We start from the raw sequence: 8,390 nt of genomic DNA on the forward strand, positions 1-8,390 counted from the left end.
GGCATTAATTTTAGGCTATGTTTTTCTACCTAAAGAGCAAGGGGACAATAAGCAAGAGTTTGACTGGGCAGGCTTCTTTTTTCTCGGTTCAAGCATAGTTTTATTACTTGGGACACTGAGCCAAATCCATCAAATTCAGGACTTATTTCAACCTCTATATGGTGCGCTTTTAGTTCTAAGTGTACTGCTTTTTATAAGATTTATTTTTGTACAAAAGAATAAGTCTATGCCATTAATCGAGCCAGCTTTGTTTGCTACGAAGGGTTTCCGCTACAGCTTAGTCATTTGTGTGGCACAAACAGTAGGCTTATTTATTGGCATGTTGCTCATTCCACTATGGATACAGCACCTTCTAAAGTTAAGTCCGCTTTGGACTGGTTTTGCGCTAATGAGCAGTGCAGTAGTTACCGGTATTTGTAGTCAACCTGCAGGAAAATATCTAGATCGTTACGGTGCTGCAAAAATCATGTCTCTTGGACAAATGATTACTGTGGCTTCTTTTCTTTTGCTTGCTTGGGCACCTGTACAAAATGTCTGGTTCATTGTGTTTTGTATGATATTACATGGCTTAGGAATGGGACTTTCTTATATGCCATCGACTACGGCAGGTTTGAACAGCTTACGCCAGCAGCAACAGCATCTAGTTACTCAAGCGGCCGCTCTAAATAATTTATTCCGACGTATTTTTGCTGCAGTGGCAGTCGTTATTGCCGCGTTATATCTTCAGCTAAGACAACAATCATTGCCGTTAAATACTCAAGCAATATTTACATCATTTCACACTATGCAGGAAATCTTTGTGTGTTGTGCAATTCTTATACTTTGCACTTTGCCTTTCGCATGGCGTTTTCCTGAACAGTACAGAATCGACCAATTAAAGAAATAGGATTCATAAAAATGGGACAATTACATCCAGTTTTATCAAATACACATGTGATTCAAAATGCTTTACAGGCTTGGCAGCATCCAAATTCGGATCAGGCAAAATATGTTGAGCAACGTGTTATTAAACAATTACTTCAAGCTTTAATTTTTGAAGATATTATTCATTCAGAATATGATGGAAAAAATTTTATTATAGAAATACAAAATAGTCAGCGCCAAACCATTCGTTATGTCGCTGCAGGGCAAAGACAATATAGTTACAAGCTGTTACGTCTCGCCCGCAATCAGGATGTATTTCGTCAAGATGAAAACGGTCATTATCAGATTGCTACTTTAAATTTAGTTATTGATGAAATTCTTAGAACCATAACCGATGCAGCAAAAGTTGAAGATTTTATTTTTGAATTAAAACGAACATTTATTCATGATTTACAGTCTCAAGCATGTTTTGATCACTATGCTTTGCCAGCAACTCAATATCCATATGATATTTTAGAATCATATTTAATGGATGGTCATCCATATCATCCGTGTTACAAGTCACGTGTAGGTTTTAGTTTACAAGACAATGTACGCTATGGTGTGGAGTTCGCCCAACCAATCGCCTTGGTCTGGTTGGCTGTGCATCAGGACATTGTTGCAAAAAAAAATTCAGAAGATATAGAACCAGATTCATTTTTTAAGGAGCAATTGAATTCACAAGAACAAGAGCTATTCCTGCAACATCTCTCAGATCGTGATTTGAAGGCTGATGAATATATTTGGATTCCGGTTCATCCTTGGCAATGGGAAAACCATTTAATTTCTATTTTTGCTGAAGAAATTCTAAATGGCAAAATTGTTTATTTAGGGCAAAGTCAGGATCGCTATCTAGCCCAACAATCTCTACGCACTATGACTAACTTGCAGCATCCGGAAAAGCCTTATATCAAACTGTCGATGAGTCTAACTAATACATCAAGCTCACGTGTTCTGGCTAAACATACAGTAATGAATGGGCCAATTATTACAGACTGGTTGCAACGCTTAATTAAACAGAGCAAAACCGCCCAAGAGCTTGATTTTGCTGTATTACGTGAAGTGTATGGTTTAAGCGTGGATTTTACTAAATTGCCAAAATCACATGCTCAACAGGCCTATGGCACAATTGGATGTCTATGGCGTGAGAGTGTGCATCAATATTTACGTGAAGGTGAAGATGCAATACCGTTAAATGGCGTGAGTCATATCCAAAAAGATGGGCAAGCATTAATTACACCATGGTTACAGCAATATGGTGTTGAATCATGGACACGTCAACTTTTGAAAGTTGTAATTACTCCTTTGATTCATTTACTTTTTGCGGAGGGAATTGCAACTGAATCACATGGCCAAAATATTATTCTTGTACATAAACAAGGTTGGCCAACGCGAGTTCTTTTAAAAGACTTCCATGATGGTGTGCGCTATAGTCCAGCACATTTAGCACACCCTGAATTGGCTCCTGAACTCGATCAGTTGCCGCCTGAGCATGCAAAAACCAACAGTATGTCATTTATTTTGACAGATGATTTAAATGGTATTCGTGATTTTAGCTGTGCCTGTCTGTTTTTTGTCGCTTTAACCGATATTGCAATATTTTTAAATCAAAACTTTGATCTGCTAGAAAAAAAATTCTGGCAATGGGCTGCGGAAGTCATCCAAAATTACCAGCAGCAACATCCAGAGCATGCTTCACGTTACCAATTATTTGATGTTTTTGCCGAAAAATTGCGCATTGAGTCATTAACTAAACGGCGTTTATTTGGCGATCGTAGTATACAAATTAAATTTGTCGATAACCCGTTAGCTCCTTTTAAATTGCAGGTGAAGTGAGATTTATCTATGAATGCACTTCAGCCCGTTTATCAAGTAATGAACCAAGGAATCTTACAGGATTTTATCAATAGCCTACTGGTTGAAACGATTATTCCTGAACAGTTTATTTTTGATTTTGCGACTGCCCAAACTGCGCTAAATCAACATGGCAAAAATCTTCAAGAAGTATTTAAAAACACGTCTGAACAATTTTCTTTTGTGCTATTACACGAAGAGAATCGGCAAGGCTTGGTCATGTTTACGGTACAAAAAGGTATTACTCAAGCCTGGAAGTTTGCTAATGAAACAGAAGTTTTTCTATTGGAACGCACAAATGATCATGTTCAGATCAATGTGATTGGGATAATAGAACTTTTTGAGTTTATTCAAGCGATAGGTCTTTTTAATCATTGTAGTGCTGATAAAGTTCAAGCCTTTTATGAGCAGCTGCAAAAATGTTTAAAGCAATATCATTTATTACAACAGCATCGGGTAAATGCACATGATTTATTGAATCAAAGCTTGGCACATAGATTCCGCATTTTAGAACAATATGCAGGTTATCGGGACCGCCCATATCATCCTTTAGCCAAATTAAAAGAAGGTCTCAGTCAGCAAGAGTATATGCAATATTGTCCGGAATTCGCTCAAGAATTATCTATTCATTGGGTGGCTGTACATAAAGATAAAATGATGTTTGGTGAAGGGGTAGAAAATATTTTCAAACAACAGCCAAGCGAAATTTTTATTCCTCGTTCTGAGCGATATCAATTAAAACAGGAAATGTTTCAACGTGGGTTAAATGAAACCCACATTGCAATGCCAATTCATCCTTGGCAATTTGAGCATTTATTTCCCAAGTTCTATGCGGATGATATTGCCGACGGCGTTTGTCATCCTTTGAATTTTATCTCTAAAGGAATGTATGCCAGCGCGTCTATGCGTAGCCTCTTATCAAAAAATGTTTTAGAAGAAAGTTTAAAATTACCGATAGGAATTAAAGCTCTTGGTTCATTAAGATTTTTGCCTATTGTGAAAATGATTAATGGTGAAAAAAATCAGAAATTATTACAGCAAGCCAAGGCAAAAGATGCTGTCTTAAAACAAAAATTATGGCTTTGTGAAGAAACACAATGGTGGTCATATTTACCCGAGAAGCAAAATGACCGGACAGCAGACAATGAGTGGTTATTTGTAGAGAAACCTACCCATTTGGCAGCTCAGCGCCGTCATATTCCAGCTGAATTATTGCAAGAACCTTATCAACTTATACCAATGGCAAGTCTTGGACATACAATTATGGATCAGCCTGCCATTTTTGATTATATTTTGCAGCTTCAACACAAGGACATAAATTCCAAGCAGATACTTATCGAGTTTGAGAAACTGTGTACATGTTTCTTTGATGTAAATTTGCGATTATTCCGCTTAGGGCTTATGGGTGAAATTCATGGGCAAAACATATGTCTTGTGTTGAAAAATGGCGAATTTGATGGATTGATGTTCCGTGATCATGATTCATTACGTATTTATTTACCTTGGGTAGAGCAAAACGGATTAAAAGATCCTAATTATTTGAGTCCACATGATTTTAAAAATACGCTTTATCATGAATCGGTAGAGGCTCTGTTATTTTATATTCAAACTTTAGGTATTCAGGTTAATCTAGGGTGTATTGTTGATAATTTAGCTAGTCATTATCAAATTGAAGTTAAGAATCTATGGTCTGTACTTGCTCATGCGTTACAGCAAGTTATTCAAAATCTAAACTTCCAGCCAGAGATTTTGGCCCAGCTCCAACATTTACTATTTGAAGTGCCTGAATGGCCATATAAGCAGTTACTTCGACCTTTGCTAGAACAAGATACACGGATTGGTAGTATGCCATCGGGAATTGGGAAAACCCGAAACCCACTTTGGTATGCCTTAAATTGTTAGTGATATCTGACGATGAATACGTCTTTTAAAATACAGGCAGAGAAGTGTGCAACTCTGCCTATATTGCAACAGCGTCTGAAATTAAATGTTCAAATACTACCTGAAAGTTCAACAACCTTAGATTGTCTGTTGAATGATGATATATGTCGACAGGTGTTACAGGATTTTGCAACACGTATTCATGCTAAAAATCTAACTTGTGCGACCTCATTGTTTGTCAAATATTGGTGTACAAGTTGGATCTTACCTTTTTTATATTGCCATGTGGCTGTTTTGCCATTTGTAAAATGGGATAGTTCAGCATTAGTTATAGACTTGCCGGAACAATGGTATTGGGATAGGACTTTACAGTTAAACCAAACAAGTTTTTATTCTTTTCAGATTATACATTTGCAAGAGTTTAATGACTTGATAGAACAACTGAATGTGCTATTTAAGCAGTTAGCGAAAATAGGTCGCGTACCTTATGTATTACTCTGGGAAAATGTAGCTGTTCGAGTAGTACAGTTTTATCATTCTTTTACAAATCAAAATCTAAATCCGGATATACAGTCTCGGTTAGAACAGCAAAAACAATTCTTTAAGTCAAAAGCTGCCGAAAGTTTTTATTTAACTGAAAATCCATTTGTGCGTTTATGGAATGGATGGCATCTAGAATTTAATACTTTTATGAGACAAAAATGCTGTTTTTATTTTCAGCTCGAAGAGGCTGAGCAGACCTTATGCCGTAATTGTCCCTTACGTTTAAAAGAAATCGGAAAATTTAAAGATGAATCAAATTAATACTTCTAAAGCACTTGTTACAGCATATAAAGAAATAGCAACCTCTACTATTGGTCATGTACTTGATCAGGGATATATTCCTCAGGTATTCCCCTTAAGACCTGAAGATAAGGTGGTAGGGATTGTACGTACAGTTCGGATTGAATCGATCAATGCGAGTGGTTTAAGACAAGTCTTGATGAGTTGTCAACCAAATGAAGTTCTCGTTATTGATGCAAGATATGATCTACAACGTGCTTGCTGGGGAGAGCAAAGGAGCGTAGCTGCTATACACTGTGGTCTGGCTGGGGTTGTGGTCTTAGGTGCTATTACAGATCGGCAGGCTTTACTTAAACTCAAACTTCCTATATTTGCTCATACAACCAGTTGTTTAACCACTCGTAATGAAGGGGAAAGTCTCGTTGAAATAGATGCCAAGATTCATATTAATCATACCATTATACAAACTGGAGATCTGATTGTAGGGGATGCAGATGGAATATTTATAATAAAAATGGATGTGGCACAGCAATATTTAAAAGAATTTCAAATGCTTGAGCAAAATGAACAAAATAAGAAAAATGAATTCTTTTTAAAAAATAAGATAGATGACTATTATTTTTAATAAAAATCATTCTCATTAATGTTTGTATTTAGTATGATGTCGTGCCTCTTGAAAAATCGTTGAGTAACATTTGGGCTAGGGAGAAATGGAAAAAATGAATGTAAACAATAAGATTGGGGTTAAATCACGTAATCACATACGTTCAAAACAAGTACTTTTTAAGATGACACCTTGTTGTCTTGCCATATCGGCTATTTTTGCACAGCAGGCTTATGCAGAAACCGTAACTCAAACGGCTGAGGTAAGCGAAAATGCAACACAAAAACCAGTAACCCAATTGCAAAAGATTGTAGTAACTGCGACTCGTACACCAAAAAATATTGCAGAGATTGCAGGTACAGTTCAATCTATTGATCAGAAACAAATTATCCAGCAAGCTACGGCGGGTCGTAAAGTTGCTGATATTCTTGCTCAACTTGTACCATCTCTTGCATCAAGTAGTGGAACAACAAGTAATTATGGTCAGACAATGCGTGGACGAAACGTATTAGTCATGATCGATGGCGTTTCGCAAACAGGTTCTCGCGATGTTTCTCGTCAATTAAATAGTATTAGTCCTGGTATGATTGAACGCATTGAAGTAATTTCAGGTGCGACTAGTATTTATGGGTCAGGTGCTACTGGCGGTATTATTAATATTATTACTAAAAGAGCAGATACATCTAAACCACTTAGCTTTGAAACAAAAGTAGGCATTACATCTTCAGATACATTCCGTAGTGACGGCTTAGCTTATGAAGTCGGACAATCTGTCTCATTTAATAAAGGCAATATGGATGGTTTCTTAGGAGCTAATTTTACAAGTAGAGGGTCTCAATTTGATGGAAATGGCGATAGAATTTCCTTAAGCCCTTGGCAAGGTAGTACGATGGACACTGATACTATCGATGTAAATGGGCGTTTAAATTTCAATTTAAATGATACTCAGACATTGAGCTTTGGTGCCCAGTACTATAAAGATAAGCAGGATACTGACTACGGACCGGATTACTCTTATTTACCGACAACCTCTAAGAGTAATGATGCTACAACGCCAACTTATAAGGCAATTAAAGGTTTAAAGCTTAGTAATCCATTATTTACCGAGCGTTATGCTGTTAATTCACAGTATCAAAATCAAGACTTTTTAGGCCAAATACTAAATGTTGAAGCATATTATAGAAATGAAAAATCACGTTTCTTCCCATATGGCCTATCAAATAAATCCGTGACTTCTGTAAACCAGTCTCAATCAGAAATTGAAGTAGCTGGATTACGTTCAACTATGCAAACCGATCTTAATATTGCCAATCGGGATATGAAAATAACCTATGGCCTTGATTATGATTGGGAAAAAGATAAGCAATTTGTTGATATTTTGGCAACTCAATATCCTTATTTAGTGTATACACCAACAGGCCAACGTAAAGGTTATGGACCAAACACTGAAATTCAAAATATTGGAGCATTTGTTCAAAGCGATTATGCAGTTACGGATAAATTGAACTTGCAAGCAGGTATTCGTTACCAATATATTCAAGCGGATACCGATGCTTATATTCCTAGCCGAGAGACAACAATGGTTCCGGCAGGATCAACACATGATGATAAGCCGTTATTTAATTTAGGTGCAGTTTATAAACTTACAGATGCACAGCAGGTATATGCTAATTTCTCTCAGGGCTTTAGTTTCCCTGACGTACAACGTATGTTGCGCGATGTTTCTACTTATACCGTTTCAACAGCAAATCTACAGCCAATTACAGTAAATAGTTATGAACTAGGTTGGCGTTTGAATCAGGATGATGGCTTAAATCTGGGATTGACTGGTTTTTACAATACTTCGGATAAAACTGTCCAATTCAACAATCGTGCAGCAAAGGTTGTAGATACAGATCAAAGAGTATACGGGGCGGAAGCAACTATTAGTTATCCATTTATGGAAAATTATAAAGTCGGTGGCACTTTAGGATATACCCGTGGTCAGTATAAAGACGTGGCGAATAAATGGCATGAATTAAACTCATTTACGGTTGCTCCAGTGAAAGGAACCCTTTTTGCTGAATGGGATAATAATGAAGGGTATGGTGTTCGTGTTCAGATGCAAGCTATTAAAGGAACAAATAAAGCTTATAAAGATGACCGTGAATTAGCCGCATTTGCAACAACTCAAGATGAAGCTTTCCAAAACGCTGTAAAGAATGATGCGAATAGTGCTGCGCAAATCAAAGGTTATACCACTATGGATGTATTAGCACATTTCCCGGCTTGGAAAGGTCGTGTAGATTTTGGTGTTTATAATGTGTGGAACCGTCAGTATCGAACAGTATTTGCTCAGCAAGCAGCCGTCTCTAATGCTAATCCG

6 protein-coding genes are annotated in these 8,390 nt (G+C 37.0%); all 6 read left to right on the forward strand.

Annotated elements, in window-relative coordinates; genetic code table 11:
- Nucleotides 1-886 (forward strand): MFS transporter (locus tag C1642_RS19580; protein WP_228153910.1); only part of this gene is annotated, 886 nt, incomplete at its 5' end.
- Nucleotides 887-897: 11 nt separating this feature from the next.
- Nucleotides 898-2,739, forward strand: a complete 1,842-nt coding sequence (locus tag C1642_RS14640; RefSeq protein WP_103236492.1) for an IucA/IucC family protein — start codon at nucleotides 898-900, stop codon at nucleotides 2,737-2,739.
- A gap of 9 nt (nucleotides 2,740-2,748) precedes the next feature.
- On the forward strand, nucleotides 2,749-4,659 hold the full coding sequence (locus C1642_RS14645) for an IucA/IucC family protein (RefSeq protein WP_103236493.1): 1,911 nt from the start codon (nucleotides 2,749-2,751) through the stop codon (nucleotides 4,657-4,659).
- Between the two features lie 12 nt (nucleotides 4,660-4,671).
- The gene (locus C1642_RS14650) at nucleotides 4,672-5,442 is read left to right on the forward strand and encodes a (2Fe-2S)-binding protein (RefSeq protein WP_103236494.1); all 771 of its coding nucleotides are present in this window, start codon (nucleotides 4,672-4,674) and stop codon (nucleotides 5,440-5,442) included.
- Nucleotides 5,429-6,046, forward strand: coding sequence for an RraA family protein (locus C1642_RS14655; protein WP_057053963.1), 618 nt, complete (start codon nucleotides 5,429-5,431; stop codon nucleotides 6,044-6,046). Before C1642_RS14650 ends, C1642_RS14655 begins: the two co-directional genes overlap by 14 nt.
- A gap of 85 nt (nucleotides 6,047-6,131) precedes the next feature.
- Nucleotides 6,132-8,390: TonB-dependent receptor (locus tag C1642_RS14660; RefSeq protein ID WP_103236495.1), on the forward strand; the 2,259-nt coding region annotated here is incomplete at its 3' end.

This window comes from Acinetobacter sp. AKBS16, from assembly GCF_002899995.1.
Lineage (GTDB): Bacteria > Pseudomonadota > Gammaproteobacteria > Pseudomonadales > Moraxellaceae > Acinetobacter > Acinetobacter baumannii.